This is a genomic window from Bradyrhizobium vignae, from assembly GCF_900324035.1.
In the GTDB taxonomy this organism is placed as follows: Bacteria; Pseudomonadota; Alphaproteobacteria; order Rhizobiales; family Xanthobacteraceae; genus Bradyrhizobium; species Bradyrhizobium vignae.
In genome coordinates, this window is the sequence record NZ_LS398110.1 from 5,798,316 (window position 1) to 5,822,743 (window position 24,428).

General features: G+C 62.5%; 23 protein-coding genes and 3 pseudogenes. 17 read left to right on the forward strand and 9 right to left on the reverse strand.

Annotation, left to right across the window (positions count from 1 at the left end; all coding sequences use genetic code 11):
* The first annotated feature begins 476 nt into the window (after positions 1 to 476).
* The 14 genes and pseudogenes from BRAD3257_RS28205 to BRAD3257_RS28270 all read left to right on the forward strand — a co-directional run bounded on the left by BRAD3257_RS28205 (position 477) and on the right by BRAD3257_RS28270 (position 13,500).
* Positions 477 to 1,130 carry a cytochrome c3 family protein gene (locus BRAD3257_RS28205; protein ID WP_122404589.1) on the forward strand — a complete coding sequence of 218 codons (654 nt, stop codon included), beginning with the start codon at positions 477 to 479 and terminating at the stop codon, positions 1,128 to 1,130.
* Positions 1,118 to 3,976 carry a 4Fe-4S dicluster domain-containing protein gene (locus BRAD3257_RS28210; RefSeq protein WP_122404590.1) on the forward strand — a complete coding sequence of 953 codons (2,859 nt, stop codon included), beginning with the start codon at positions 1,118 to 1,120 and terminating at the stop codon, positions 3,974 to 3,976. The genes BRAD3257_RS28205 and BRAD3257_RS28210 overlap by 13 nt, the downstream gene beginning before the upstream one ends.
* Positions 3,973 to 5,340, forward strand: a complete 1,368-nt coding sequence (gene nrfD, locus BRAD3257_RS28215) for an NrfD/PsrC family molybdoenzyme membrane anchor subunit (protein WP_122404591.1) — start codon at positions 3,973 to 3,975, stop codon at positions 5,338 to 5,340. The genes BRAD3257_RS28210 and nrfD overlap by 4 nt, the downstream gene beginning before the upstream one ends.
* A complete protein-coding gene (locus BRAD3257_RS28220) occupies positions 5,337 to 5,864 on the forward strand; it encodes a DUF3341 domain-containing protein (protein ID WP_122404592.1) in 528 nt (175 codons plus the stop codon). Before nrfD ends, BRAD3257_RS28220 begins: the two co-directional genes overlap by 4 nt.
* Positions 5,861 to 6,388 carry a c-type cytochrome gene (locus tag BRAD3257_RS28225; RefSeq protein WP_122404593.1) on the forward strand — a complete coding sequence of 176 codons (528 nt, stop codon included), beginning with the start codon at positions 5,861 to 5,863 and terminating at the stop codon, positions 6,386 to 6,388. Before BRAD3257_RS28220 ends, BRAD3257_RS28225 begins: the two co-directional genes overlap by 4 nt.
* On the forward strand, positions 6,385 to 7,443 hold the full coding sequence (locus tag BRAD3257_RS28230; protein WP_244607722.1) for a hypothetical protein: 1,059 nt from the start codon (positions 6,385 to 6,387) through the stop codon (positions 7,441 to 7,443). The genes BRAD3257_RS28225 and BRAD3257_RS28230 overlap by 4 nt, the downstream gene beginning before the upstream one ends.
* On the forward strand, positions 7,430 to 7,837 hold the full coding sequence (locus BRAD3257_RS28235; RefSeq protein WP_145987034.1) for a hypothetical protein: 408 nt from the start codon (positions 7,430 to 7,432) through the stop codon (positions 7,835 to 7,837). Before BRAD3257_RS28230 ends, BRAD3257_RS28235 begins: the two co-directional genes overlap by 14 nt.
* Complete coding sequence (locus tag BRAD3257_RS28240; RefSeq protein WP_122404595.1) at positions 7,834 to 8,604, forward strand: SCO family protein; 771 nt, start codon at positions 7,834 to 7,836, stop codon at positions 8,602 to 8,604. Before BRAD3257_RS28235 ends, BRAD3257_RS28240 begins: the two co-directional genes overlap by 4 nt.
* A complete protein-coding gene (gene coxB / locus BRAD3257_RS28245) occupies positions 8,601 to 9,542 on the forward strand; it encodes a cytochrome c oxidase subunit II (protein WP_122404596.1) in 942 nt (313 codons plus the stop codon). The genes BRAD3257_RS28240 and coxB overlap by 4 nt, the downstream gene beginning before the upstream one ends.
* Positions 9,535 to 11,207 (forward strand): annotated as a pseudogene (locus tag BRAD3257_RS28250) (cytochrome c oxidase subunit I). The gene coxB and the pseudogene BRAD3257_RS28250 overlap by 8 nt, the downstream one beginning before the upstream one ends.
* Positions 11,204 to 11,848, forward strand: coding sequence for a cytochrome c oxidase subunit 3 family protein (locus tag BRAD3257_RS28255; protein WP_122404597.1), 645 nt, complete (start codon positions 11,204 to 11,206; stop codon positions 11,846 to 11,848). The pseudogene BRAD3257_RS28250 and the gene BRAD3257_RS28255 overlap by 4 nt, the downstream one beginning before the upstream one ends.
* A complete protein-coding gene (locus tag BRAD3257_RS28260) occupies positions 11,845 to 12,156 on the forward strand; it encodes a cytochrome C oxidase subunit IV family protein (RefSeq protein WP_122404598.1) in 312 nt (103 codons plus the stop codon). Before BRAD3257_RS28255 ends, BRAD3257_RS28260 begins: the two co-directional genes overlap by 4 nt.
* Positions 12,157 to 12,260: 104 nt before the next feature.
* Positions 12,261 to 12,704, forward strand: coding sequence for an RNA polymerase sigma factor region1.1 domain-containing protein (locus BRAD3257_RS28265; protein WP_160118861.1), 444 nt, complete (start codon positions 12,261 to 12,263; stop codon positions 12,702 to 12,704).
* A 208-nt stretch (positions 12,705 to 12,912) separates the two neighbouring features.
* Positions 12,913 to 13,500 (forward strand): ZIP family metal transporter, encoded by a 588-nt coding sequence (locus BRAD3257_RS28270; RefSeq protein WP_244607723.1) that lies wholly within the window; start codon positions 12,913 to 12,915, stop codon positions 13,498 to 13,500.
* 257 nt (positions 13,501 to 13,757) lie between these two features.
* On the opposite strand, the gene BRAD3257_RS28275 is transcribed toward BRAD3257_RS28270, so the two are convergent.
* Positions 13,758 to 14,861 (reverse strand): DNA topoisomerase IB, encoded by a 1,104-nt coding sequence (locus BRAD3257_RS28275; protein WP_122404600.1) that lies wholly within the window; start codon positions 14,859 to 14,861, stop codon positions 13,758 to 13,760.
* 234 nt (positions 14,862 to 15,095) lie between these two features.
* On the opposite strand from BRAD3257_RS28275, the gene rnhB reads away from it, so the two are divergent.
* On the forward strand, positions 15,096 to 15,920 hold the full coding sequence (rnhB, locus tag BRAD3257_RS28280) for a ribonuclease HII (protein ID WP_122404601.1): 825 nt from the start codon (positions 15,096 to 15,098) through the stop codon (positions 15,918 to 15,920).
* A 31-nt stretch (positions 15,921 to 15,951) separates the two neighbouring features.
* On the opposite strand, the pseudogene ligD (BRAD3257_RS28285) reads toward rnhB, so the two are convergent.
* The 4 genes and pseudogenes from ligD (BRAD3257_RS28285) to ligD (BRAD3257_RS28305) all read right to left on the reverse strand — a co-directional run bounded on the left by ligD (BRAD3257_RS28285) (position 15,952) and on the right by ligD (BRAD3257_RS28305) (position 20,404).
* Positions 15,952 to 16,898 (reverse strand): annotated as a pseudogene (gene ligD / locus BRAD3257_RS28285) (non-homologous end-joining DNA ligase).
* Between the two features lie 12 nt (positions 16,899 to 16,910).
* Positions 16,911 to 17,474 carry an MOSC domain-containing protein gene (locus BRAD3257_RS28290; protein WP_122404602.1) on the reverse strand — a complete coding sequence of 188 codons (564 nt, stop codon included), beginning with the start codon at positions 17,472 to 17,474 and terminating at the stop codon, positions 16,911 to 16,913.
* Positions 17,474 to 19,153 carry a DNA polymerase/3'-5' exonuclease PolX gene (locus BRAD3257_RS28295; protein ID WP_122404603.1) on the reverse strand — a complete coding sequence of 560 codons (1,680 nt, stop codon included), beginning with the start codon at positions 19,151 to 19,153 and terminating at the stop codon, positions 17,474 to 17,476. Before BRAD3257_RS28295 ends, BRAD3257_RS28290 begins: the two co-directional genes overlap by 1 nt.
* 333 nt (positions 19,154 to 19,486) lie before the next feature.
* A complete protein-coding gene (ligD, locus tag BRAD3257_RS28305) occupies positions 19,487 to 20,404 on the reverse strand; it encodes a non-homologous end-joining DNA ligase (protein WP_122404605.1) in 918 nt (305 codons plus the stop codon).
* A 115-nt stretch (positions 20,405 to 20,519) separates the two neighbouring features.
* Between ligD (BRAD3257_RS28305) and BRAD3257_RS28310 the strand changes: the two genes are divergently transcribed.
* The gene (locus BRAD3257_RS28310; protein WP_122406800.1) at positions 20,520 to 20,705 is read left to right on the forward strand and encodes a DUF3606 domain-containing protein; all 186 of its coding nucleotides are present in this window, start codon (positions 20,520 to 20,522) and stop codon (positions 20,703 to 20,705) included.
* 3 nt (positions 20,706 to 20,708) lie between these two features.
* Here BRAD3257_RS28310 and BRAD3257_RS41260 read toward each other — a convergent pair.
* From BRAD3257_RS41260 to BRAD3257_RS28330, 4 genes and pseudogenes are all read right to left on the reverse strand, one after another.
* Positions 20,709 to 20,970 (reverse strand): annotated as a pseudogene (locus tag BRAD3257_RS41260) (hypothetical protein).
* 690 nt (positions 20,971 to 21,660) lie between these two features.
* Positions 21,661 to 22,389, reverse strand: coding sequence for an SOS response-associated peptidase (locus tag BRAD3257_RS28320; RefSeq protein ID WP_122406801.1), 729 nt, complete (start codon positions 22,387 to 22,389; stop codon positions 21,661 to 21,663).
* Positions 22,390 to 22,391: 2 nt separating this feature from the next.
* Positions 22,392 to 22,841, reverse strand: a complete 450-nt coding sequence (locus BRAD3257_RS28325) for a zinc ribbon domain-containing protein (RefSeq protein ID WP_122404606.1) — start codon at positions 22,839 to 22,841, stop codon at positions 22,392 to 22,394.
* 33 nt (positions 22,842 to 22,874) lie between these two features.
* Entirely contained in the window at positions 22,875 to 23,273 is a 399-nt protein-coding gene (locus BRAD3257_RS28330; protein WP_122404607.1) for a hypothetical protein, read from the reverse strand.
* A gap of 140 nt (positions 23,274 to 23,413) precedes the next feature.
* Here BRAD3257_RS28330 and ku point away from each other — a divergent pair, with 140 nt between their 5' ends.
* Positions 23,414 to 24,340, forward strand: a complete 927-nt coding sequence (ku, locus tag BRAD3257_RS28335; protein ID WP_122404608.1) for a non-homologous end joining protein Ku — start codon at positions 23,414 to 23,416, stop codon at positions 24,338 to 24,340.
* The last annotated feature ends 88 nt before the right edge of the window (positions 24,341 to 24,428 follow it).

Below are 24,428 nucleotides of genomic sequence, written 5' to 3' on the forward strand. Positions count from 1 at the left end.
CGGCCGAGGCAGTCATGAGTGTGCGTGTCATTTGGGCGCCTTTCTAGTGGGAGAACAGATGCCTGAAATAGTGATCGACCTGGCGTTACGTTCCGGCAGCAGGGCTCGGTCGCACGTGATGGTCGGTACGTCAGCGAACAGTGGCGCCCTCGCCGGCGGGCATAACAGAATTGTACGGTAGCGCGCCAAGATTCTGATGCTCGGACCGGGGGCGGTAGGCACGGAGCAGTTTCGAAATCGTTGAGCGTCACCTCGGCTGCGGGGCGCCGCGGCCATCACCCTGGGGTCACCTCATGCCGCTTAAAAGAGCCGTCGTCCAACATCGTCGGCGCAAATGCCATTTCGGCACCATTTGCGCGCAAGGGTCACGGATGCATGCTTCGCCGGTTCGACCTCCCACACCAGCACCTTTCGGCGGCCGAAGATGGACGGACGGGCGTAAGCGACGTTGAGATGTTCCCAGCCGGGCCAGGTGCATGCAGATTTTCCGCCCAGGCGCTGACACGATCGCGAAAGTTCTCCTGGCCTCGTGCGGTGCAGTCCCAATCCTTCTAGTCGGACTCGCCTACAGCATAATGAGTTCGCCCTACGCCACTGGAGAAGATGTGACGCGAAACCAGCCCGTTCCCTTCAGCCATGAACATCATGTTGGCGGTCTAGGTCTCGACTGCAGATATTGCCATACCTCGGTGGAGAAGGCGCGGTTTGCGGGCCTGCCCCCGACCGAGACCTGCATGACCTGTCATTCGCAGCTTTGGACGAACGCCGAGATGCTGGCGCCCGTAAGGGCGAGCCTCGCGCGCAACACCCCGATTGCCTGGCAACGGGTCAACAGACTGCCGGATTACGTCTACTTCGATCACTCGATCCATGTGGCCAAGGGCGTCGGGTGCACCACGTGCCATGGTCCAATCGACCAGATGAGACTGACGCGCCAGGCGGCACCGTTGACGATGCAGTGGTGCATCGATTGTCACCGCTCACCGCAGAAGGCACTGAGGCCGCGAGACGCGGTGTTCGATCCAAAATGGTCACCGCCGCAAAACCAGGAGGCGCTCGGTCGGAAGCTGATGGCAGAGTATCACGTTCGCGTCGATCACCTCACGGACTGCTCGATATGCCACAGGTAGACGAGCTGCCCATAAAAACCGCCTCCTTTTGCAGCCCGAGGATCGACCGTCGGCGCGCCTTGAGCCTCTTGGCTGCCGGGATCGCGGGAGGTCTGAGCGCTTGCAGCCGGCCGGATGAAGAGATCGTGCCCTATGTGACGATGCCGGATCGCCTGGTACCCGGAGAGCCGATGAAGTTCGCGACCACGCTGGCGCTGTCAGGCTACGGCCGCGGCGCGCTGGTCACCTCGGTGGACGGACGGCCGATCAAGATCGAGGGCAACCCGAAGCATCCAGCTAGTCTCGGTGCAACGGACATCTTCATGGAGGCAGCCGTACTCTCTCTTTACGATCCAGATCGGTCGCGGGCTGTACTACACGAGGGGGCCATCTCTGCGGCAGAGGCATTTCGCAGAGCTCTGCTCGAACAGAACCAATTGATGAAGCAGCGCCAGGGCAAGGGACTTCGAATCCTCACAGGTAAGGTCACTTCCCCTACCCTGCTGCGGCAGATCGACGATCTGTTCGCTAGATTTCCCGAGGCTTCTTGGCACGCCTATGATCCGATCGACGGTGCCGGGGCGAGCGCCGGAACCCTCTTCGCTTACGGGCGAGAGCTGGACCTCGTGCCGCATTTGGAGCGCGCGAACATCGTGGTCGCTCTCGATTCGGATCCGATCGGCCATGGTCCCGATCAACTGAGAAACGCCAGGGCTTTCGCGAACGGCCGCAAGCAGCCGGCAGGCGGCTTCTCGCGTTGGTACTGTGTGGAGTCTGCTCCGACGTTGACCGGGGCGAAGGCCGATCATCGGCTTGCCCTTCAGCCTGCCATCATCGAGGAAGTTGCGATCGCGATCGCCGGCGCGCTCGGCTCCCGGGCGCGAGCGCCCGCGATGCCGGAAAACGTGCAGCGCCTCGTGCGGCAAATCAGCTCGGACCTCAGCTCAGCGTCCGGCGGATCCATTGTTATCGCCGGCCGATCCCTTTCAGCCGAAACTCACGCGCTCGTCCATTGGATCAACGCCCGTCTCAAGGCGCCTCTCGATCTCATCGAGCGGATCGATCGCACGCCCTCGGGGCGTCAAGGGAGGACGCTCGCCGAACTTGTTCGCGATCTGGACGACGGCCAGGTCGACCAGCTCGTCATCCTCGGCGTTAACCCGGCTTATGATGCTCCCGCCGACCTTGATTTCGCTCGTGCGGCTCGCAACGCGCCGTTTCGCCTGCACATGGGCTGCTATGCCGACGAGACGGCCGCGATCTCGAACTGGCACCTTCCGCAAACTCATCCGCTCGAAGCCTGGTCGGACCTGCGCAGCCCAGACGGAACTGCCAGTCTCGTCCAGCCGCTGATCCGGCCGCTCTATCATACTAGAACGGATCACGAGCTCCTCGCGCTCCTCGCGGACGGGATCGACGCGAGCCCGCGCGATCTAGTACGTCAGACCTGGCAGCCAAACGCCGGAGCCGATTTCGAGGGCTGGTGGACGCGCGCGCTGCACGACGGAGTGATTTCCGGCAGCGCCAGCCCGCCTGTGACGCCGCATGAGCCCAAAATACCCGAGCTGCCGAGAGCGAGCGCGCCGCCGGGCTTCTCATTGGTGCTGCAGCCCGATCCGGCCGTCTGGGACGGCTCATTCGCGAACAATGCCTGGTTGCAGGAATGTCCGAGACCGCTCACGAAGCAGGTCTGGGGCAACGCTCTGACGATCAATCCTCGCGACGCCGAGCCTTTTGGCGTGTCAGGAGGCGACGTCGTCTCGATCCGGTCCGAGCACGGCACAGTGGAGGCGCCGGTGCTCATCGATCCGGCCGCCGCTGCCGGGGTCGGTAGCCTCACGCTCGGGTATGGCCGGACGCGAGCGGGTGCGATCGGCGACGGAATTGGCGCCGATGCGAACCGGCTGCGCGCCGTCAAAACCCCGTGGCTGTTGGCGGCTGCCTCCATCAGCAAGACGGCTCGAAAACAGGACCCGCTCACCACCCAGAATATCGTGCGCGCCGCGGACTACGTCGCCGAACTCTATCCAATGCGCAAGCTTGCGGAAGCCGCGCGCCCCGTCGGATCTCCGGATCCGGAGAACACTTCCAGCCTGCTGCCTGCGGCTCCGCCCCGAAGCGGCGATGAATATGCATGGGCCATGGTCATCGACACGTCACTGTGCATCGGCTGCAACGCATGCGTCGTTGCCTGCCAGGCCGAGAACAACGTGCCCGTCGTCGGCCCGGAAGAAGTTGCCCGGGGCCGGGACATGCATTGGTTGCGGGTCGATGTCTATGATCACGGAACGGCGCACAGTCCAGCACTCGGTTTCCAGCCTGTCCCGTGCATGCATTGCGAGCACGCCCCCTGCGAACCGGTCTGCCCCGTGGCAGCCTCCGTGCATGATAGCGAAGGCCTGAACGCGCAGGTGTACAACAGATGCATCGGCACGCGCTTCTGCCAGGCCAATTGCCCGTACAAGGTCCGTCGTTTCAATTTCCGCGGTTACGCCGACGGGCAGGAATACGCCAACCTTGGTCTGGAATCCTACCGCGCTCAGAAGAATCCGGAGGTGACGGTCCGCGCCCGCGGCGTAATGGAAAAATGCACCTACTGCGTCCAGCGGATCAGCGGAGCCAGGCGAGCGGCCGAACGTGAGGATCGCCGCATCGGCACCGACGAAGTGCGGACTGCCTGTCAGAGCGCTTGTCCGACGAACGCGATCGAATTCGGCGACCTCAATCAGAGCGGCTCGAAGGTGAATCGAAGTAGGTCTGATCCACGACATTATGCGCTGCTTGCTCATCTCGACACGCGCCCACGCACAACCTACCTCGCCGATGTCCGGAATCCCTCTTCGCGTTCCGACGGAGACGCTGAATGACCGCCGTCCTGGAGCCCGATGAGGCCGCGACCGCGCCTTGGATCTCCGCCTATCGCGCAAGCGACGTGGAGATCACCCAGGCAGTGACTACTCCCCTCTTCAGGAATCCGGGGAAGGTCTGGTGGCTCGCCCTCCTTCTCAGTGCGCCCTTTATGGCTTGGTTCGTGGCGGCCCTCGGCTGGGTCTTTTACCGCGGTATCGGCGTTTGGGGCGTCAACTCGACCATCGTGTGGGGTGTCGCCATCGCTGATTACGTATGGTGGATCGGCATCGGTAACGCCGGGACGCTGATCTCCGCCATGCTGCTGCTCACGCGGCAAAGGTGGCGCGCTTCCATCAATCGCTTCGCGGAGGCGATGACGTTGTTCGCCGTGGCCATCGCTGGGTTGATGCCGATCGTGCATCTAGGCCGTCCCATTTACGCCTACTGGCTCGCTCCTTACCCGAACACCATGTCGCTCTGGCCGCAGTGGCGGAGCGCGCTGGTGTGGGATTTCTGGGCGATCATCAGCTATCTGCTGTTCTCGTTGCTGTTCTGGTACGTCAGCCTCATTCCCGATCTCGCAACGATGCGGGACAGAACGAAATCGCGGACCGGGCAGTTGTTGTACGGCGCGTTCGCGCTCGGCTGGTGCGGCTCGGTGCGGCAGTGGCGCGCCATGAAGATTCTCCATACGACAATGGCCGCTCTCGGCGTGCCCCTTGTCTGCTCGGTGCATTCGATCGTCGGCCTGGACTTTGCGGCCAGCCTCATGCCGGGTTGGCAGGAAAGTATCTTTCCGCCCTACTTCGTGGTCGGCGCCATGTACTCCGGATTCGCAATGGTCGTCGTGCTGGCTCTAGCGATCCGCTGGGGCTTTGACCTTCAGGCGATCATCACACGCGAGCATCTGGACGTGATCGCGCGTGTCCTGCTGATGTCCTCGATCGTGATGGGCTATTCCTACGCCAGCGAATGGTTCATGGGGTGGTACGGTGGGGCGCGCAGCGATCGGAGCCTTGTGGCGTTCGAGTTTGCCGGCACATACGCTCCGCTGTTCTGGGCATTGCTCGGCTGCAATGTCGTCCTGCCCCAGGCGCTCTGGTTGCCGCGCGTACGTGGGTCTCTTGTCGCTTTGTTCGCGATCTCTGTCGCGATCAACGTCGGAATGTGGCTCGAGCGCATCCTGATCGTCTGGAATACGCTTTCGCATGGCTATATGCCGAGCTTGTGGCGAGCCTTTCACTTCACGATCTGGGACTTGGCCTTTGTCATTGCGCCGCTCGGCTTCTTCGCCTTCCTGTTCCTGATGTTCGTGCGGCTCATCCCTGCGGTCTCCATGTTCGACATGCGCGAGCTCGCGCACCGGGAGGATATGGCATGACGTGGCCTCTCCTCGCGGAATTCCAGGATCCGGCCACCCTGATTGCCGCTGCCCGGAGGCTGAAAGGCAGTCCGCGCTTCACCGTGCTCGATGCCTTTACCCCGTTCCCGGTGGACGAACTCCATGAGCTCATCGACGTCGGCCCTCCAAGAATCCGGGTCGCTATGTTCCTGGCGGGTTTCTCTACCGCGGCGTTCGCCTTCGGCCTGCAATGGTACAGCGCGGTGATCGACTATCCGATCAATAGCGGCGGCCGACCTCTGAACTCGTGGCCGGTTTTCCTCCTTGTTCCCTTCGAGGTCGGCATATTCGCCGCGGCGCTCGCCGGATTTATCGCCCTGCTCTGGACGACCGGTCTGCCACAATTGCACCAGCCGCTGTTCGACGTGCCGAGCTTCGAGCGTTCGACACAGGACCACTATTTCCTGCTCGCAAAAGGAGAGAACGAGGAGAGGACGCACGCCCTTCGGCAGCTTCTTCGAACTGCCGGCGCGCTGAGAGTTACCGAGGTACGAGCGCCATGATCGAGCGGCTCGCGATCCCGATCTGCGCCGCATTGCTGCTGTCCGCGTGCGATGACGTCTCGATGACCCAGCAGAACCGCTACCGAACCTTCACGCGTGCCGCGCTGTTCGACAACGGCACTGAAGCACAACTCTTGCCGGATGGGGTGGTCGCCCAAGGCGACCTGATGCGGCAAAGCAGGTCTGTGCAAAGACCGCAGGTCAATGCCGAGCTGCTCAAGCGCGGGCGCGAGCGTTACGACATCTACTGCTCTCCCTGTCATGGTTTGTCAGGGAGCGGTGACGGAGTGGTCGTCCAGCGAGGCTTCCCGGCGCCACCTTCGTATCACGGCAGCCGCCTACGGGCCGCATCCGCCCAACACTTCTTTGATGTGATCACCAACGGTCACGGTGTGATGTTCTCGTATGCCGCTCGCGTTGACCCGAGTGATCGATGGGGCATTGTCGCCTACATCCGGGCGCTCCAGGAGTCTCAGAGAGCAAATGTAGCAGACACTCCCGAACTGCGGACGAGATTGCCATGACGGCGCATGCGAGCGCCTTTCGTTTGCAGAATTTGCGACGGTGGCCGGCGGTGTGCGGAATTCTGCTGCTGGGCGGCGCGGTGATCGCGGCAGCAGCTTGGCAAGGTCCAGCTCTCTCCCGCGCCTGGCTCGTTGCGTTCGGCGTCTGGAGCTGCGTGCCGGTGGGGAGCATGATGCTGCTGCTCATACATTCCCTGACCGGAGGCCGATGGGGCGAGGAGAGCGCAACCATCTTGAGAGCTTCGGCGGCGCTCACATCGGTTGTCGCCATCGCGTTTCTTCCCATACTCGTGAACTTCGGTCAGCTTTACCCATGGGCACATGCCGCCTCATCGCTCGCGCAGGACGTCGCCCAGAGATATCTGAATGGGCAAGGCTATGCCTTCCGCGCCGCCCTCGCGCTGTGCGGATGGTGGATCCTGGGGACGACATTCGCGCTGGGCAAGATGCGTCCCCTGCTGGCCGGCCTGGGGCTTGCCTTCTATGGCGCGATGATCAGTCTCGTGGCCGTCGACTGGTACCTTTCTTTGGAGCCGCGCTATGTCGCCAGCGCATTTCCGGCGACGATTGCCATCCAGCAGCTTGCGGCGGCTCTTGCTTTCGTCGCGGTCTTTGCGGCGCCATCGCTAGACGAATCCGTCGCATCCGACATCGGGGCGCTTCTCCTCGCGGCACTGCTCGGTGTCGTCTACCTGGAATTCATGACTTATCTGGTCGCATGGTATGGGGACCTGCCCGACAAAGCGGCCTGGTATTTGAAGCGGAGCTCATTCGTCTGGACAGCGATCATCGTCCTCGCATTCGTGCTAGGTGCGGTTTTGCCGTTCTGCATCCTTTTGCTGCGCAAAGGACGGCGGAGCCGCCACGGTCTCCAGTCGGCCGGAGCGCTCGTGCTGTTCGGCTCGACCCTCCACTTCGACTGGCTTCTCGTACCCGCATTTGAAGATCAGGTGAACGTTGTGGTGGTGGGCACCGGTGCTCTCGCCATCTTGAGCGTCGGTTCGATGCTCGTCGGGAGCGCCCTGATCCCGGAGGCGAGTCATGTCCGATCGTGAGATGGCGGACCGCGCGCTGCCGCAATCGCCGGACGTTGCCACACGGCGCATTCTCGTCGCCGTCGGAGGCTACCTCGGCTTCGTCGCGCTCGGCATGATCGCCATGTTTTTCTACATCAAGGCGGACGCGCCGACAGCTTTCATGCCTCCAGTCGAACATCGATTTCCGCAACCCTCACTGCAGACATCCCCGCAACAGGATCTGGCCGAGATATTGCTGAAAAAGAGACAGTCTCTGTCGCAGTACGGGTGGATCGACAAAAGCAAGGGCCTCGCGAGAATTCCTATCGACAGGGCGATAGACATCGTGATCGCTCGAGGCGAGCGGGGCTACGACCCTCTCGAAGCTCCTCCCGCACCGGCGGCCCAAACTACTCCGGGAGCGCAACAATGAAGCTTCTTGCGCTCGTTTTTCTTCTGACCACCTGGTCGTCGGCCGCTCTAGCCGGACTGACCGAACAGCAACTCGGCGAGTTGGCACTTGCCCCGGCTCCTCGAGCCCAGGTGCCGATGGAGCTCGGATTCAAGGACATTGAAGGTAACAGTAGGTCGATTGGCGAGGCTGTAGGCGGGAGGCCCGCCTTGTTGCTGCCGGTCGACTTCGCCTGCTCGCAGATCTGCGGGCCTGCGCTAACTATTGTTACGGGCGCACTCCAAGAGACCGGATTGACCGCCGGTCGGGACTATAGCCTGGTGGTGTTCGGGATCGATCCGCGGGATGACGCGATCGCGGCGCGGCGATTCATCGCCGGCCAGGTCAGCGGACCTGGAGTATCCGTTCTGATCGGTAACGAAGCTGCCATCGGCCAACTCACGAGATCCATCGGTTATCACTTTCAGACTGATGGGCAGAACGATGCGATCGCCCATCCCGCAGCGTTCGTCACCCTCACGCGTGACGGTCACGTCTCGCGCGCCTTCTCCAGCCTGGGCTTGCAACCCTTCGATCTCAGGCTGGGTTTGTTGGAAGCTGGACGTGGCACGATTGGGGGCCTTGCGGGGCGCATCGCCCTGCTCTGCTACGGATTCGACGCGGTGCACGGTGTCTATAGCGCGCAGGTAGGGTTCGCGCTGAAGCTCGGTTGCGCCGTCACTCTCGTGTTTTTGGTCGCGGCGATAGCCATGATGTGCCGCCGGTCGGGCAGCGGGGTGGCCCCATGAACGCGATATTCGCGCTACCGGAGGCCAGTACGCAGGCGGTTCGAGTGGATGGCATTCTCGCCGCTCTCGTGATCGTCTCGGCACTCACGCTTGCGCTCGTCTTTGGCCTGCTCGTCTCCTTCGCAATCCGGTACCGGCGCGGCTCGAAGGCCAAACGGGGCCGATTGCCGGAGATCGTCAATCGCGAATTCGAAGTGGGTTGGACGGCCGCGACATTCTTCCTCTTCGCATTCCTGTTCTGGTGGGCCGCCTCGGCCGACGTCGGCGCGTTGACGGCGCCGGCAAACGCGCTGGAAGTGCATGTGCTCGCGAAGCAATGGATGTGGAAGACGCAACACGCGAACGGCGCCCGTGAAATCGACGAACTGCACGTTCCGGTCGGACGGCCCGTTCGGCTCGTCATGACCTCCCAGGACGTCATTCACTCGTTCTTCGTCCCCGCTTTCCGGATCAAGCAGGACGTCCTGCCGGGACGCAACACCGAGACCTGGTTCCAAGCGACCAAGCTCGGGGTCTTCCACCTGCTCTGCGCCGAGTATTGCGGCACCAACCATTCGGCCATGCGCGGCCGGATCACAGTGATGCGCGAGGAAGACTATGCCCGCTGGCTGAGCGCACAGCCGGAAGGCGACGACCTCGCGCATGTCGGCGCGAAACTGTTCGTCTCCCAGGGTTGCTCCGGTTGCCACGCCTCATCTTCAGCCGTGCATGCTCCCAAGCTGGAGGGTCTCTACGGCCGGACCGTGCAGCTGTCGGACGGGCGGCAGGTTAGGGCCGACGACGCCTATATCCGAGATTCAATGCTGCAACCTAAGCGCGACATCGTCGCCGGGTTCGACCCGATCATGCCCAGCTTCGCCGGACTGCTGGATGACGGCGACATACAAAGCCTGACCGCATTCATCCGCTCTCTTGGACAGGAGCACGGCCATGACTGATGCGGCTCTCGCAGGCGAACTGCCGTTTCCGCCCCGCCCCGACTATCTCCGCGCCGGGAGCACCCTTCTGTCCTGGTTGGCCAGCACGGATCACAAGCGCATCGCCATTCTGTATGCGCTGACCATCACGGTGTTCTTCTTCATGGGAGGCGCCGCGATCACGGCTGTCCGCGTTGAGCTGTTCGTTCCGAACGGCTGGTTCCTGACTTCAGATACCTACAATCGGCTGTTCTCGTTCCACGGCATCATCATGGTCTGGTTCTTCCTGGTGCCTTCGATCCCGAATACTTTCGGAAATTTCCTGTTACCTCTGATGATCGGAGCGCCCGATGTGGCGTTTCCGCGGCTCAACCTGTTCAGCTGGTACCTGACCCTGGTCGGCGGGATCTTCGCCGTTTACACGCTCGTCGCCGGAGGCGTGGATACGGGCTGGACGTTCTACACGCCATTCTCAACCATGTTCTCCAACACGCATGTTCTGACCGCCGCCGCGGCCGTCTTTGTCGTCGGTTTCGCGAGCATCGCGACTGGCGTGAACTTCATCGCAACCACGCATATGTTGCGCGCGCCTGGGATGACCTGGTTCAGGCTGCCGATGTTCGTGTGGTCGATCTACGCCACCTCCATTGTGATGGTGCTCTCGACGCCGGTGCTGGCGATCTCCCTGATGCTCGTCATAGCCGAGCGTTGGCTGGGGCTGCCCATCTTCGATCCCGTGCGCGGGGGGATCCTATCCTGTTCCAGCACCTGTTCTGGTTCTACTCCCATCCCGCAGTATACATCATGGTGCTGCCGGCCATGGGCGTGGTTTCGGAGATCATTCCTTGTTTCGCCCGGCGTCGGCTGTTCGGCTACGACTTCATGGTCTATGCTATCATCGCGATCGCCGGCATCGGCTTTTTCGTCTGGGGACACCATATGTTCGTGTCCGGACAGTCGCCCTACGCTAGTTTAATCTTCTCGTTTCTGTCGTTTGTCATCGCGGTGCCGTCCGCGATCAAGGTGTTCAACTGGACGGCCTCGCTCTACCGCGGACAGATCAGCTTCAACTCGCCTATGATCTACGCCCTTGGCTTCGTCGGATTGTTCACTACCGGTGGGCTCTCCGGTCTGTTTCTGGCGTCCATACCGGTCGACGTGCACGTGACCGACACCTACTTCGTGGTGGCTCATTTCCACTACATCATGGTCGGCGGTTCGGTGTCCGCGTTCTTCGGCGCGCTACACTTCTGGTGGCCGAAGATCACCGGGAAAATGTACCCGGAGTCATGGGCGCAGTTTGCGGCCATCACGATGTATTTCGGTTTCAACATGACCTTTCTGCCGCAGTTCGTGGCCGGCTACCTGGGCATGCCGCGGCGCTACCACACCTATCCGGCCGAGTTCCAGGTTTACAACGTGATGTCGTCGGCCGGTGCGGCCGTGCTCGCAGCTGCGTATCTCCTTCCCCTCGTGTATCTCATGTGGTCGCTTTTTCACGGCGCGCGTGCCTCCAACAATCCTTGGGGCGCGACCGGGTTGGAGTGGACGACGACCTCGCCGCCACCTCCGCACAATTTCGATCTCCAGCCGCTGGTCGACCGAGCTCCTTATCAATACCACGCTGAGGGCGAGTCGGCGGGGAGCGACGCGCCGGAAGTACAGAACGCGAGGTCGCTCCGATGAGTGACGCAACCGCACTGCTTCGAGAACCATGGCAACGCTTGGAGCGCCAGCGGCAGGCCGGGAAGTTCGGAATCTGGATCTTTCTCGCGAGCGAGACCCTGTTCTTCGGCGCGCTTTTGCTCACCTATGCGGTCTGCCGCATCGAGCATCCCGACGCCTTCGCCGCCGCGGGGCGGGAGACCAACATCTGGTTCGGCACGATCAACACCGCGATCCTCCTCACGAGCAGCCTTACCATGGCCGTAGCCTCGCAAGCTGCGGCTCAGAAGGGACGCGTTAGGCAGCTGGTTCTCGCCTGCCTCGGTGCCACGGCTGCGCTGGGCGTGGCTTTCATGATCGTGAAGGGCTTCGAGTACAAGGAAGACATCGAGAAGCATCTCGTGCCCGGAACAGGCTTCGCGCTGTCGCAGCCGTCGGCACAGTTGTTCTACGGCTTGTATTGGCTCGTTACCGGCGTCCACGCCATCCATCTCACGATCGGGATCGCGCTGGTCGTCAGGCTAGTTCTGCTTGGAGCCGCCAGGCGAATTCGACTGCGGGGCAGTCCCGAACTGGAGGTGACGGCTCTCTATTGGCATCTCGTCGACGTGGTCTGGATCTTCCTGTACCCCCTCATCTATCTGCCCGGGAGGGCCTCATGAGCGCGGACCGCGGTCGTCAGGAGGGGTGGCTATTGAGATTGTGGCTCAGGAACGCTTTGGTCTGGGCTGCCCTGCTCGGTTTGCTCGTTCTCAGCATGTTTCTTGCGTACATCCCGATGGGACCGGTTACAGTTACTTCAGGCGTGGCCATCGCCGTCATTAAATCCTCTCTGGTGCTCGTCTTCTTCATGGAGCTGATCCGATCACGTGCGTTGATCAGGCTTGCCGCCCTCGCCGGACTGGTCTTCGTGGGGGTGATGTTCGCGCTTACTCTAGCGGACGTGCTGACCAGAAGCGGGAAGATTTAGGCAAAGGTCGTATGTTCGGTCCTGCACCGTACAAACCGTGCGAACGACCCGTCACCAGCCGCGTTGTGCACGCTAAGGGCTGCTCTCCGACGAAGGGATCGAGCATGAACCTGCGATGGGTGAATGATGCACAATCGCCCGATGCGACGCTCCGGGAGCTCGCCACATTGGGCCAGCTTCGAGGTGCCCTGACCATCGGGGACATTCGGGAGGCGCTTCCGATCGATCGGATGACCCACGATGAAGTTGCGCGGGCGGTCGCTTACCTCGAGGAAAGAGGCATCGAAGTCTTGGTCGACCCGAGCTTGATGGTCGGGCCTGCATCAACGCGGGAGGAGTTGCTCCATCGAACCACTTCCGGCGGTGCTCCGACGACAGCCTTGCCGAGGCCAGAGCTGTCCCACCAGGCCGGAAGCAGAGGGCCCGCGGGCGCGACGCGATTTCCTAGCGAAGACGTCGGCGGCTCGGCGACGGCGACGCTTAGCGTTCTTCTTGCGGGGCTCGTGGTCTGCGCATTGGCTGCGATCCTGTTCTGGACGATTTGGTGAACGTGCCGCGGACGGGCTCGCCGAAGCATTTGGACGATGACGGAGCAGGCAAGTGATGCCGGTGTGGGTAAGTGCTGGCCTCTGGGGTCTGCTTGGAGCTTCCTCGTTGGTGGTCGGGCCGCCGTAGCCTATCTCCCAACGTTGCCCAGGTGGTTGACCGCCAGCATCATGTCGTTCGGCTGCGGCGTTTTGATCTCGGCGGTGGCCTATGGAGGACGGTTACCAAGAAGGGGGAATATTGCCGATAGCCGCCGGCGCTCTCGTCGGCTCGGTCGCCTATGCCTTCACGGATCACGTCGTTTCGAAACGTGGCGCGCATCACCGCAAGCAGTCCGGCAACCGACAGCGCCAGGCGGGCAAGGGCGGAGGAATGGCCATTGCGATCGGATCGCTCTTGGATGGCATACCCGAAAGCGTTGTGCTCGGTCTCTCGTTATTGAGTGGAAAAGGGGTAAGCGTCGCGATGCTCGGCGCGATCTTCCTTTCCAACTTTCCCGAGGGCCTATCTAGTGCGGTCGGCATGCGCAACGCCGGACGGAGTGCGTCCTATGTGTTCGCGCTGTGGATCACGATCGCCGTTCTGTCGGGGCTGAGCTCTCTTTGCGGCGCAGCATTCCTGCAAGGCGCCTCGCCGCAGCTGACTGCGACGGTAAACGCGGTGGCGGCCGGCGCGCTTCTTACGATGGTGGTGAATACGATGATCCCAGAAGCAACCGAGGTGGAGCAAAAGATCACGGGCGTGCTTGTGGTGATCGGGCTTTTGGTTGCTTTTTCGCTTTCCAATCTGGGCCAGTGAAACCGCACATCGACAATCTTTTCGTTGGCGAGGTGGAGAAAGGGCTGATCCGAAAGTTTTCTGGCCTTAAGCGAAGCGGCCGCGACCGAACAGGGTTGGGCGCCGCCGCAGCATCAGGGACTGCTCGGCATCGAAGGCTTTGTCCGTCCCGGCCCCACCAGCGTCGTTGTGGCGCGATTCCTTCTGGTCCGGCATCATTCCGCTGTCGATCGATTAGACCAGATGACCGGCCGCACCTTGCCGCTCAGACGAGAGCCCTAGGCTGAGTCCTTTAGTGAATCGAGACGCTTGCGGAGAAATGCCAGTACCATGATCTCGTCGGAGGTGAGCTTGGCATACTGCCGCTTGAACTTCTGCGCGATTTTGGCTTCGATCATCCTCACCAGGTCGCCGGACATGTAGGCGTTCAAGACTTCAGGGTGCACGTAGCACTTGCGGCAGATTGCGGGCGTGTTGCCGAGCTGCTTGGAGACGCGCTCGATCGCGGCGACGACGTTGCGCTTCGCCTCGGCCTGGCTGTCGTACTTCATGAACTCGGTCAGCGCCAACGCCGCCAGAACCGTCCCGGCCCAAGTCCGGAAATCCTTTGCGCTGAAGTCCTGGCCTGTGATGTCCTTGATGTAGGCATTGACATCGCCTGAATCCACAGTGCGCGGCTGCCCGTCGTCGTCCAGGTACTTGAAGAGCTCATGTCCTGGTATCTCCGCGCAGCGCTTCACGATGGCGGCAATCCGCTTGTCCTCGACGCGGAGTTTCCACTGTTTGCCCGACTTGCCGGTGAAGTCGAACCGAAGGACGCCGCGGCCCACCGCAACGTGCTTTCGTCTCATCGTGGTGAGCCCGTAGGACTTGTTTTTCTCGGCATACTCGGCATTGCCGACCCGGATCAAAGTCTTCTCCAGAAGACTGACGATCGTGGCCAGCACCTTCTCGCGAGGTAGCCCTTCCAGCCTCATGTCGGCCGCGACACGGTCGCGCAGCGCGGGCAGCGCGGCTGCGAACTGGACGATGTGTTCGTACTTGTTCTGGTCGCGCAGCTCACGCCATTTTGCGTGGTAGCGGTACTGCTTGCGCCCCCGAGCATCGAGCCCAGTCGCCTGGATGTGGCCATTCGCCAAAGGGCAGATCCAGACGGATTCATAGGCCGGCGGGATACCGATGGACTTGATGCGCCGGATGACGGCGGCATCGGTAATGCGCTTGCCGTCCTTGTCGTAGTAACTGAAGGTAGTCCCCGTCCGCTTGCGGGTGTAACCGGGCGTGGAGTCGCTGACGTAACGAAGGCCTTCTTCCGCAATGGTCGCCGCGACCTCGGCGGTGCGGTCCAGGATCTGGTCTTCGTTGCTGGTCTGTCGGAGCATGGGCCGGTCCCCTCGGAAGCACTCCGGGATCGAGGCTCCGCTCTTTCACAAGGGATGACGACGCCGGTTGGTTCCGTTTTAGGTCGGTGGAGCGACGTGTAACTCGGTGTCAGCGACGGAAGGCCGGTTCCTTCGGTAAAGCACCCGGTCGGTGAGAGATGGCATGGCTCGACTTCAGACAATCGCCACAAACTTCACCGACATGCGGTCTCAGTCAGTGTGTGCGAGGCCGCTATGTCCCAATATTCGCTCGATGCATTGCGTCAGCGCTATGTCATCGAGAGAAGACCGCTGGAGGCCAACGTCGAGCAGATCTTACGGGCCGACACCCGCGCGGGAGCTCGCGCCATCCTTGCCGCAATCGATAAACGCCGCTTTGAAAATCGCTCCGAAGGGCAGCGCCTCCGCAAGATGCTCCGCTTCGAGACCGCTCTCTGGGAAAGCGGTCATTATGCCGTGGCAGGCGTGGACGAGGCCGGAATGAGCCCTCTCGCCGGGCCGGTCTCCGCCGGTGCCGTGATCCTGAAACCAGGCACACGGATAGTCGGCATCGACGACTCGAAAAAACTCGACGCTGCGGCTCGCGATGAACTCGCCAAGGAGATCAAGGAAAAAGCAGAGAGTTGGTCTGTGGCGTTTGTCGAAGTCGAGGAGATCGACGCGATCAATATCTATTGGGCGGGGATCCAAGCTATGCAGCGTGCGGTCTGGGGACTGGGGTTGACGCCGCAGCACTTGCTGATCGATGCGAAGCGGTTGAAGGAAATCGACATCCCTCAGCAGGCCATCATCAAAGGCGACGCCAAGTCCGCCAGCATCGCCGCCGCCTCTATCCTGGCGAAGGTCGAGCGGGACAGAGTCATGCGGACGCTCGACCTGCGTTACCCCGGCTATGGCTTCGCCGATCACAAGGGCTACCCGGTGCCGGCTCATTACGACGCACTCGCCAGGCTCGGCGCATGCGCCGCTCACCGGCGATCGTTCGGACCTGTACGTAAGGCTCTCGGGCTACCGTCACTGCCGCCGTGGCCTTCGGCATCCGAGCGCACCGCCGGCTGAACTCTCAGTCGTACGCTTCGTCTGGGCGGCATTAATTTCGCGACCGGCTCCTTTCGCGAACGACGTCCTTCGGGTTCTTGTCGGAGCGCAGGCCGAGATAGACAGGCTGGCGCAGTTCGCCCTTGCTGGTCCACTCCGCGAACTTCACTTCTGCGACCAACGAAGGACGCACCCAGGTCGTGACCCGCTCGTCCTTTACCTTTGCAGTGAAGGGCGACTTGGCTGTCTGGAGCTTCATGAGTTTGCCGTGAAGCTCTTCGAGAACCTGGTGGCTGAAGCCGGTGCCGACATGGCCGATGTACCGCCATGCATCCCCTTCGCGTACTGCCAGCACGAGCGCGCCGAAGAAAGGCCGGGCTCGCCTCGGGGCGGTGAAGCCGGCGATCACGACCTCCTGCCGCTGCGCGGTCTTTACCTTCAGCCAATCGGCGGTCCGGCGTCCGGACGCGTACGGGCTGTCGGCGCGCTTGGCCATGATGCCTTCGAGATGTCTCTGCTCGGCTTCTGCGAAGAACTTTGTTCCCTTACCTTGCGGTGGTTGCTGAACGCGATCAGCTTGTGGCGCGGCAAGATGGTCTTGAGCCGCTTCTTGCGCTCGAGGAGCGGCAGCGCGCGCAGGTCCTCACCATTTGCGAACATCAGGTCGAACGCGCAGTACAAAAGCTTAGCCTCGTGGCGCAGGGCATTTTGAAGCAACTGGAAATGGGATACGCCGTCCTTCCCGATCGCGACGAGCTCGCCGTCGATCACGGCATCCGCCGTCACGCCCTCAAGGGCTTTCGCGACCTCGACATAGGAGTGGCTGATGATTTTCCCGTTGCGGTTGTAGAGCGCGACCCCGCCACGCCGGATTTCCGCGACCATGCGGAAACCATCGTATTTGTCCTCGAAGACCCCGTTGGGATCGTCGAACGGTGAATCGGTCAGCGTGGCCAGCATGGGCTGCAGGCGGTGAGGCAGGGTCGATTTTCGGGGCATGACCGGATCTTTCTAAAGAGCTGGCAAGGCCCGAAACGAGGAGAGCGGAAGGCGAACCCGCGCGGCATCGCCAGCCGCGACCGTCCCGCCGGTCCGTACCACGCCCAACACACCGGATTTGTATGGAGGGCCCCTTTCCGCCGACGAGAGCACCTGCCGCTTAAGGCCGGCTCGGAAGCGGTCGATGAGGACGCAGGGCGTCCGGAGGCCGGTTAGCTCAACGACCGCGGCCGGCCCGAGCTCGATTAGCGTCCCGAGCGGCATCCGTTCTAGGTCCAAGCCGGCGGTGGTGATGTTCTCACCGAGCTCTCCCGCTGCAACTGAGAAGCCGGCACCCGAGAGCGTCGCAAAGAGCTCGGATGGGATCAGGTGAACCTGCCGCAGATTGGGAAGGTGCGGCTGACGACGGGCGAGAGAGCGGTGCCTGACCAACGCGCCGGCGTGGGCGTCCCCTTCGACGCCATAGCCTTCCACCAGAGCTATGCGGTCCTGGATCGGTTTGCTGAAATGGTGCCCACGGTCGGCGGCGACCGCCACGACTGTCCCCTCGAGCGCCATATCGTGCCCGAGCGGCATCAGGCGGCGCGGGCGAGCGAGCGCCGCTTCTGGCGCAGATAGCGCGTGATCTCCGCAAGCGGCATCGCGTTCAGGACCCGTTCGGCAGGGACACCGCCCTTGCGGGCCATCACGACGCCCCAGTGCATGTGGTCGAGCTCGGAGATCGAGTGCGCGTCCGGATTGATGCTCAGCATGCAGCCGAGTTCGAGGGCGGCCTGGTGCCAGCGCCAATCCAGGTCGAGACGCCATGGGTGCGCGTTGATCTCCACGACGACGTCATGCTTGGCGCAGGCCCGCAGCACCTTCTCCACGTCGATTTCGTAGCCCGGCCGTCGCTGCAGCTGTCGCCCGGTCATATGGCCGATGATGGTTGTGTGGGGATTGGAAACGGCCCGAAGCAGTCGCTGCGTCTGGGCCTTCCGATCCAGCTTGAAGCGGCCGTGGATGCTGGCGACGACGAAGTCAAAACGTTCAAGCACCTCGTCTTCGTAGTCGAGCGAGCCGTCCGCCAGAATGTCGGACTCGATGCCTTTCAGGATCCGGAAATCCTTGCCGAACCGCTTGTTCAGGCGGTCGGCTTCCCGGTGCTGCTGCGCGATGCCCTCGACGGAGAGGCCGCCGGCATAGTGGGCGGACTTGGAATGGTCGGCCACGCCGAAATACTCAAAGCCCCGCTGGCGCGTGGCCTTAGCCATGGTCTCGAGCGTCTCGGTGCCGTCGGAGGCATCGGTGTGGCAGTGAAGGATGCCGTGCAGGTCCTTGTCGGTGACGAGCTTCAGCAGCTTGCCCTTCAGAGCCAGCTCGACCTCGCCGCGGCCCTCCCGGAGCTCGGGATCGATGAAGGGCAGTCCGAGAGCCTGGTAGATGTCGGCCTCCTCGCCGGCGACCAGCGTGCGGCCCTTGTGCAGACCGTTAGCGTCCAAGCGAAGGTCCCTCTCTGCTGCCAACGCTTGTAGCTGCTTGATGTGGGCGGGGGAGCCGGTGGCGAAGAGAAGGGTGGCGCCGAAATGCTTGCGGTCGGACACTCGGACTTGCAGCCCTTCGGCCGATGGCATCGCGGTCCTGTCTGACTTGGCAGCCTCCGCAACGATCGCGAGGTCGCCGACGAGCTCGCAGCCCCGACGGAAATCGCCGGCGATCGTCACCCGCTTGAGCTCGGGCCGGGCCTTCCGGATGGATTCCTTCGCGTGTGCCAGCAGGGCTGCGGCACGATGCAGATGCAGGCGGCTTTCTCCGCTTTTGGCGATCGCCAAGTTCTGCAGGATCTTGGTCTGGAGCGCGGCACCGAGTCCTTTGGCCTTTTTGATGCGATCGTCCTTGGCGGCGGCCTCCAAATCCGCGAGCGAGCCGATGCCGAGATCCTTGTACAGGCGCAGCACCTTCTCCGGACGAAGGCCGGGCACGGCGAGCATCTCGAGCACGCCCGCGGGAATCTCCTTCCGCAGCTTTTCGAGGCTGGGATGACTGCCCGTCTTGTGAACCTTGGTGATGATGTCGGCAATAGCATCGCCGACGCCTGGGATCTCAGTAAGTCGATCTTCGGCGACGAGCACGTCAAGAGGAACGGCTAGGGCCGCCAAGCTGTCGGCGGCCCGAGAGTAGGCTTTTGCACGGTAGGGGTTGCCGCCACCCAAGGCGGTGCGCTGCGCATATTCCCGCAGGAGACTTGCTACGGCGCGAGCGTCGAGGGAGGCCACTCAATGAACCTCCTGCTCTGCGCGATGAGGACTCGTTGTGGCAAAGCGAGTTCGAGGGGCCGGCTCATTCGGGCGACCATCCAGAGATCTTTCTAGTTTCTGCGCTGCCCGGAAGTCTTCCAGGTGCTGCGTGTTCGGGCCATACGCCGCCTCCTTCTTGAGGAGGTTATAGATTCGTGCCGCCACCAGTTGCAGGCGCTTCAATTTACCTCGCGGCATCGATCGGGCCTTGCAAAGAGCTCGGATGGCGTAGGCTCGGAAATAGTCGAATGCGTCTGACATGATGTCGCTAAACGCTTGTTCCCGCCGATAGTTCAGCCGCACGGGGCCACCTCAAAGGTCTTCGCGCAGTCCCTTGAACAACGGGTGCCGGACCTTGCCTTCGGCAGACTTCGCCCGGTACTCGATCTCGGCGAGGAGCTTTGGCTCGACCCAGATTCCCTTGTGCGCGATCCGCTTGGCATAGGGCTGCGTCTTCCGGATCAAGGGCTTCAGTCGCTTCTGCAGGTCGGCGGCGGAGACCTTGTCGAAGCCGTGGTCAACCTTGCCCGCGTAGACCAGATCGCCGCCCTTGCGCCGGCCCAGGTAGATGCCGTCCCACTTGCCCTCGTCGAGGGCGAAGCCGGCGATCGCCAGCGTCTCCCGCTGCGTGCACGTCTTCTTGACCCAGGCGTTGCCGCGCCCGCTCGCATAGGCGCTGTCGCGCACCTTCGAGACCACACCTTCGAGGCCGAGCTTGCAGGCGTGCGCGAACATCGCCTTCCCGTCGATTTCAAAGCTTTCGCTGAATTGCACGTCGCTGCCGGCGATGATCTTCCTGAGCTCGGCCTTACGGCGAAGCAGCGGCTCCTTCCGGATGTCGCGGCCGTTCAGGTAGAGAAGATCGAAAGCCACCAGGACGATGCTCTTCGAGGAGCCCTTGAGCTCGTTCTGCAACACGGAGAAGTCGGTGCTGCCGTCCGCCGCCGGCACGACGATCTCGCCGTCGATGATGGCCGATCCGGCCTTGATGTGCCAGGCGTCGTCCGCCGCTTTGCGGAAGCGCTTCGTCCAGTCGTGCCCGCGCCGGGTGAAGATCGTGATCGCCTGATTCGCCAGGTGGACCTGGACGCGGTAGCCGTCGAATTTGATCTCGTGAATCCACCGCGCTCCGGACGGCACCTTCTCGATCGAGGATGCCAAGGCCGGTTCGACGAAGCCGGGGAACGGCGCCTTGACGCCGATCGCCGGTTTTCCTCGCGGCAACGCCACTCACGAGCTCCACACAATACCAACGGTGATTCAAACTGGCACAGAAGCATTCGTTCCGGAACCCGTGAATCCAATGGCGCGTTGGACCTTCATCGATCTACAACGGGAGCATCAGATGGCGACGGCGAAGAAGAAGACGGCGCGCGGGCGCAATCAGGACCGGGCTCGGGTGGCCGGCGGGCAGGATTACGAGGTGCGGTACGAAGCCAAGAAGACGGGTCGCTCCGCTTCGGCGGTGAAGAAGGCCGTAAAGAAGGTCGGAAGCTCCAGGAAGCGCGTCGAGAAGCGTCTGGGTCGCTGAGGTCTATTCAGGCGGGCATTCGGGACAAGTATCGCCAATCGAGTCCAGAACGTCGCGCACCTCCACTAGCACTTCGTCCGGGGAGCCCAGGCGGCGGATCCCGGCGGGCGAGATCGAGCGCGCGCTCGCGGGCGTGCGGGTCTGCGCGGTCCTGCATCCAGCCGTGCTCCGCGCACTCGCAGATCGCGCCGGCCTCCTGCAGCACGGAGATGGCCCAGCGGCGCAGCGTCCGGATCGGCGGTCTCCGCTCCTTGAACATCAGCATCGAATTCTCTCCTGGTGCCCTCGACGAATCCTTGAGGGCGTCGGTGCGTTCCGCGCTGCTACCACAGCCCTGGGATTCGATATCGTGGGGACGCCGCTTTTCCACGTGTTCCCCGCTGTACGGCTTCGGAACAAGCCGCCTGCGCCTTGATTGAATCGAGAAGTGTCAGTTGCGTGGAGTGGGTTTGATGAGCGCCGAGAAGCAGGTACTGGAAGCCGTGGAGCGGGCTCAGGCGATCCTCGGGCGCTACGTGGAACCGGGGGAGCGGGACTGCGAGCGGACCATCAACGATCTTCTGGACGTGCTCGATCGCGACCAGGTGGTCGCCGCGGTCGAGGAGCTCGCGAGAGGCGGAGAGGCTGTCGACGAACTGCGGCGCCTGCTCAAGAGCAGCGCGCCTTCGTGGAGCTCTCCGCCCCGGAATTCGGTCGAACCGGACTTACCGCCGATGCCTCGCGACAAGCGACCGCAGGATCCCGCGATGGACGGAAGCGACATGCGCTTCGAGGGCTATCGTGTCGAGACCCGCGAACACGCCGGCGAATACCCCGACACCATGCCGCAAGTGATCGAGGTGACAGATGTCGAAGGGCGCAAGGCGGCGTACGTGCCGCTTAGCCGCGATGGCAAGGTGGTGGATAGCTCGGCGGTGGTGGAGAAGCTGAAGGACTGCATGACAGCGGCTGAAGCTCAGGCGGCGAGCGCCTTGTCTTCCTTCTCGCCGGTGGCGACGATCTTCAGCGCCGCGTCCGGAAGCGGCCGCTGCAGCGCCTTGGCTTCGTCCCAAGGGGCGCGCATCCAGACGTCGTATTCCTCGGTGGTGGTGAGGATCACCGGCATGGCCTTGGGATGCACACGCTTCACCTCGGCATTGGGCTCGCAGGTCAGGAAGCCGAACGCGTCGCAGGTCACCTCGCCCTCTTTAGCCTTCCGAACGCAGGTCCAGTTGGTCCAGAGCCCTGCGAACGCGAGCAGGGGGCGGCTCTCGTCCGGCGCGAACCAGACCGGCACTTTCTTGCCGTCGATCGTGTCGTACTCGGAAAATGACGTGAATGGCACCAGGCAACGATGCTCCAGCCCGAGCCATCGCTTCCAGTGAGCGCTGCTGACATTCCTGATGTTCGTCGTGCCACCGTCCGGCTCCATCCGGAGCAATTCATTGAAATCGACGGACTTGCCCTTGGCCTGCAATTTCTCAGCCCGCTTCTTCGTCGCGTCCATCAGGGCACGCTGCGAGCTCGGCATGCCCCAGCGTGCCATGACGATCTCGCGTCCCTCGGAACCATTGCGCACGATCGGTGCGGGGTAGTCGGGAAAAATGCCTGGCATCGATGGCAGGTTGCCGACGTGGTTGTTGAGGGCACCGAAAAGACGACGGATCGCGTCGACGTTTTTTGTCATCGAGTAGAGATTGCACACGATCAACTCTCCGGAGCAGCCAGACGGGGGCGCGATATCAATTGCAGCAGCGTCGCAGACGGCCGACGCCCGGCCTTAGCACATTTGCTGCAGCGGAGCCGGCTGGCCAAGTCGTGGACAAATGTGGTCGGCGGATGACGCAGTGCCGCCAAGTCGACGTCCCGTCGGGTCTTACATCGCGGGCATTCGATCTCGAGCGAGGCGAAGCCCCCGTTAATGGCTTGGTCTACCGTCGGTGATGGGTCGATGGGGCCGCCATCGGCCCACATGCGCTCATTCCAGGATTCGCAGAGCAACTTGTCGGCTTGACGGATGAGAGCTTCGCCTTTGGCCCGGGCTTCAGCTGCCTGTCCTGCGAGGATCGTGGTCATCGCACGTGCCCGGCCGAGCTCTTTGGTGAGCGCCTTGCGGTCGCCGTCGCTGACGGGAGTCGGGTGATGTTTCGGTGCCATGGCAGCATCCAGTTCCGGACGCACCGGTGATGACTACTCGAACGCAGGCCAACAGCCGTCTTCCTCATGGCGCCCCGTCCGCTGGGTGCAGGTATTGTCCAACAGCCGCTGTCCGACGTTTTTCCAGAGCGCGTCAGGACCGTAGAGACGGGCGGCATCTGCCTTCTGGATCTCGACGACCCTGGCGCAGCGGCGGCAGCCCACCCTCAGAATATGTTGAGGAATTTGGCTCAAGCGCAGCGTCCCTCCTGAGGGGCTCGCCGGCTTGGCATCGCCGCGGGGGTCAGCCAGAAGGGCCTCCCAGTATTCCGGCGGCAGATCATCGCCCGGAGCCAATCCTCGCTCCCGGGACACGTTTTTGCGGACGAGAGCTGCCATCTTTTCCATTTGCTTGGGGGTCGGCATGCGCCAGCTCGCGGGTCGATCGGTCATGTCCAATTAGAACATAACAAGAACAAAGGAGTCGAGTCCCGGACCGAAAAATTGGGCCTTATGGCGAAGCAGCCGTTGTCGGAACCATGGTCCGCCGTTCGTCTTGAATCCAGGCCGTCTCGAACCGGAGTTCTGCGTACATGGCGCCCCGTGCCAACTGGAAAGGCTTCCTGCGTTTGTCGCTCGTGACGTGCCCGGTGGCGCTCTATCCGGCCACCTCTGAGTCAGAGAAGATCAGCTTCAACCAGCTCAACCGCCAGACCGGCCACCGCATTAAGTACCTGAAGGTCGACGCCGACACCGGCGACGAGGTGCCGAACGAGGACATCGTCAAGGGATACGAATTGGACAAGGGCCAGTACATCGAGGTCACCAAAGATGAGCTCGAGGAGATCGCTCTTGAGTCCACGCGCACCATCGAAATCGACGAGTTCGTCGACAAGCCCGACATCGACCCGCGCTACCTGATCCGCCCGTACTACCTGCGTCCGGACGGAAAGGTGGGTCACGACGCCTTCGCCGTGATTCGCGAGACCATCCGCGAGATGGACAAGGTCGCAATCGGCCGGGTGGTGCTGACCAACCGCGAGCACATCATCGCGCTCGAGCCGCTCGACAAGGGTCTTGTCGGCACGCTGCTGCGCTATCCCTATGAGGTGCGCAGCGAGCAGGAATATTTCGACGAGATCCAGGACGTGAAGGTCACCAAAGACATGCTCGATCTGGCCAGGCACATCGTCAATCAGAAGGCGGGGCGGTTCGAGCCCGAAAAGTTCGAGGACCACTACGAGACCGCGCTGATCGACCTCATCAATCAGAAGCGCGCGGGCAAGCCAATCACGCCGAAAGAGCGCCCCGCATCGACCAACGTCGTTGACCTGATGGAAGCGCTCCGTCGATCCGTCGGCAAAGAGGCCGCGCCGACTAAAGCGGCGGCAAAATCAGGCAAGAAGCCGCGCAAGGCGTCGAGCGGCCAAAAGGAGATGCTGATGCCGATCGAGGGCAAGAAGCCCAAGGAGGCGGCGGCGAAGAAGCCCGCGGCCAAGCCGCAGCGGAAGTCAGCCTGAGGTCGGAATAGGAGGACCGCATGGAGATGAAAGAAGGTTCAGCGATGACAGCATCTGGCTTGGTCGATGATTAGGACGCCATTGGCGC

Excerpts from the sequence above, each read along its gene's own strand:
- BRAD3257_RS28270 (WP_244607723.1), top strand. The coding sequence starts at position 12,913 with ATGGAGGACGGTTACCAAGAAGGGGGAATATTGCCGATAGCCGCCGGC.
- nrfD (WP_122404591.1), top strand. The coding sequence starts at position 3,973 with ATGACCGCCGTCCTGGAGCCCGATGAGGCCGCGACCGCGCCTTGGATC.
- BRAD3257_RS28230 (WP_244607722.1), top strand. The coding sequence starts at position 6,385 with ATGACGGCGCATGCGAGCGCCTTTCGTTTGCAGAATTTGCGACGGTGG.
- BRAD3257_RS28330 (WP_122404607.1), bottom strand. The coding sequence starts at position 23,273 with ATGACCGATCGACCCGCGAGCTGGCGCATGCCGACCCCCAAGCAAATG.
- rnhB (WP_122404601.1), top strand. The coding sequence starts at position 15,096 with ATGTCCCAATATTCGCTCGATGCATTGCGTCAGCGCTATGTCATCGAG.
- BRAD3257_RS28235 (WP_145987034.1), top strand. The coding sequence starts at position 7,430 with ATGTCCGATCGTGAGATGGCGGACCGCGCGCTGCCGCAATCGCCGGAC.
- ku (WP_122404608.1), top strand. The coding sequence starts at position 23,414 with ATGGCGCCCCGTGCCAACTGGAAAGGCTTCCTGCGTTTGTCGCTCGTG.
- BRAD3257_RS28240 (WP_122404595.1), top strand. The coding sequence starts at position 7,834 with ATGAAGCTTCTTGCGCTCGTTTTTCTTCTGACCACCTGGTCGTCGGCC.
- BRAD3257_RS28325 (WP_122404606.1), bottom strand. The coding sequence starts at position 22,841 with ATGGCACCGAAACATCACCCGACTCCCGTCAGCGACGGCGACCGCAAG.
- BRAD3257_RS28265 (WP_160118861.1), top strand. The coding sequence starts at position 12,261 with ATGAACCTGCGATGGGTGAATGATGCACAATCGCCCGATGCGACGCTC.
- BRAD3257_RS28220 (WP_122404592.1), top strand. The coding sequence starts at position 5,337 with ATGACGTGGCCTCTCCTCGCGGAATTCCAGGATCCGGCCACCCTGATT.
- BRAD3257_RS28225 (WP_122404593.1), top strand. The coding sequence starts at position 5,861 with ATGATCGAGCGGCTCGCGATCCCGATCTGCGCCGCATTGCTGCTGTCC.
- BRAD3257_RS28205 (WP_122404589.1), top strand. The coding sequence starts at position 477 with ATGCAGATTTTCCGCCCAGGCGCTGACACGATCGCGAAAGTTCTCCTG.
- BRAD3257_RS28260 (WP_122404598.1), top strand. The coding sequence starts at position 11,845 with ATGAGCGCGGACCGCGGTCGTCAGGAGGGGTGGCTATTGAGATTGTGG.
- coxB (WP_122404596.1), top strand. The coding sequence starts at position 8,601 with ATGAACGCGATATTCGCGCTACCGGAGGCCAGTACGCAGGCGGTTCGA.
- BRAD3257_RS28275 (WP_122404600.1), bottom strand. The coding sequence starts at position 14,861 with ATGCTCCGACAGACCAGCAACGAAGACCAGATCCTGGACCGCACCGCC.
- BRAD3257_RS28210 (WP_122404590.1), top strand. The coding sequence starts at position 1,118 with ATGCCACAGGTAGACGAGCTGCCCATAAAAACCGCCTCCTTTTGCAGC.
- BRAD3257_RS28310 (WP_122406800.1), top strand. The coding sequence starts at position 20,520 with ATGGCGACGGCGAAGAAGAAGACGGCGCGCGGGCGCAATCAGGACCGG.
- BRAD3257_RS28255 (WP_122404597.1), top strand. The coding sequence starts at position 11,204 with ATGAGTGACGCAACCGCACTGCTTCGAGAACCATGGCAACGCTTGGAG.
- BRAD3257_RS28290 (WP_122404602.1), bottom strand. The coding sequence starts at position 17,474 with ATGCCGCTCGGGCACGATATGGCGCTCGAGGGGACAGTCGTGGCGGTC.